Here is a 1,189-nt window from a genome sequence, read left to right as displayed (position 1 = left end):
GAGCGGGTGCTGCTGACGGCGGGCGCGGCCGAGGCGTTCGTCCTCATCGCGCGGGCGGTTCCGGCGCGGCGTCCGGTCGTCGTGCATCCGCAGTTCACCGAGCCGGAGGCGGCGCTGCGGGCGGCCGGGCACCAGGTGGACCGGGTGGTGCTGCGCCCGGAGGACGGTTTCCGGCTGGATCCGGCGGCGGTGCCGGAGGAGGCGGACCTGGTGGTGGTCGGCAATCCGACCAATCCGACGTCCGTGCTCCACCCGGCCGGGGTGCTGGAGCGGCTGGCGCGGCCCGGGCGGACGCTGGTGGTCGACGAGGCGTTCATGGACGCCGTGCCCGGGGAGCGCGAGGCCCTGTGCGGGCGTACGGACGTGCCCGGGCTCGTCGTGCTGCGGAGCCTGACGAAGACCTGGGGACTGGCGGGGCTGCGGATCGGCTACGTCCTGGCCGATCCGGCGACGATCGGCCTGCTGCGGGAGGCGCAGCCGTTGTGGCCGGTGTCGTCCCCGGCGCTGGCGGCGGCCGAGGCCTGCATGGAGCCGCGTGCGCTGGCCGAGGCGGCGGACGCGGCGGACCGGGTGGCGGTGGACCGGGCGCATCTGCTGGCGGGGCTCGCGGAGTTCGGCGAGGTGCGGGTGGTGGAGCCGGCCGCCGGGCCGTTCGTCCTGGTGCGGCTGGAGCGGGCCGACGAGGTGCGGGAACGGCTGCGGTCGCGGGGGTTCGCGGCCCGGCGCGGGGACACGTTCCCCGGGCTGGGGCCCGAGTGGCTGCGGCTGGCGGTACGCGACCGCGCGACGACCAACCGCTTTCTGCAGGCGCTCGACCTCGCGTTGCAGGGCCTGCCCCGGAGGCCGGGCCGCTGAGGGCGTGTGTACGGAACCGGGAGCGGTGCTCACATGGGTGAGCACCGCTCCCGGTCCGGGGCGGGAGTCCCCCGTACGGGAGTCCCCGGGGCGGGCTGAGTGGTGGCCGCGGGGGCGTAGCGACGCTCGGGTACGTGAGCGCCGCCCGGATACATGAGCATTGCTCCGGTGCGTGAACGCTGCTCCGATAGGTGAGCACTGCTCGGGTACATGAGCACCGTTCTCCCGAGAGCGCCGTTCTCCCGAGAGCGCCGTCCTCCCGTGAGCACCGCTCTCCCGCGCGGCCTCGCCCTTCCCCCTACGGGCTCGCCCGGCTCCCCCGACTGTCCGGTTC

At 75.7% G+C, this 1,189-nt stretch carries 1 protein-coding gene; it reads left to right on the top strand.

The annotated features are described in order from the left end of the window. Nucleotides 1-855, top strand: an 855-nt coding sequence (gene cobC, locus IH13_RS0119220; protein ID WP_031086081.1) for an Rv2231c family histidinol phosphate aminotransferase CobC, incomplete at its 5' end; no start/stop codon positions are given. Between the last annotated feature and the right edge of the window lie 334 nt (nt 856-1,189).

The sequence above is a fragment of the Streptomyces sp. NRRL WC-3549 genome (assembly GCF_000721935.1).
Classification (GTDB): domain Bacteria; phylum Actinomycetota; class Actinomycetes; order Streptomycetales; family Streptomycetaceae; genus Streptomyces.
Note: the sequence above shows the minus strand (reverse complement) of the source record. Positions and strands in the feature narration are given on the sequence as shown.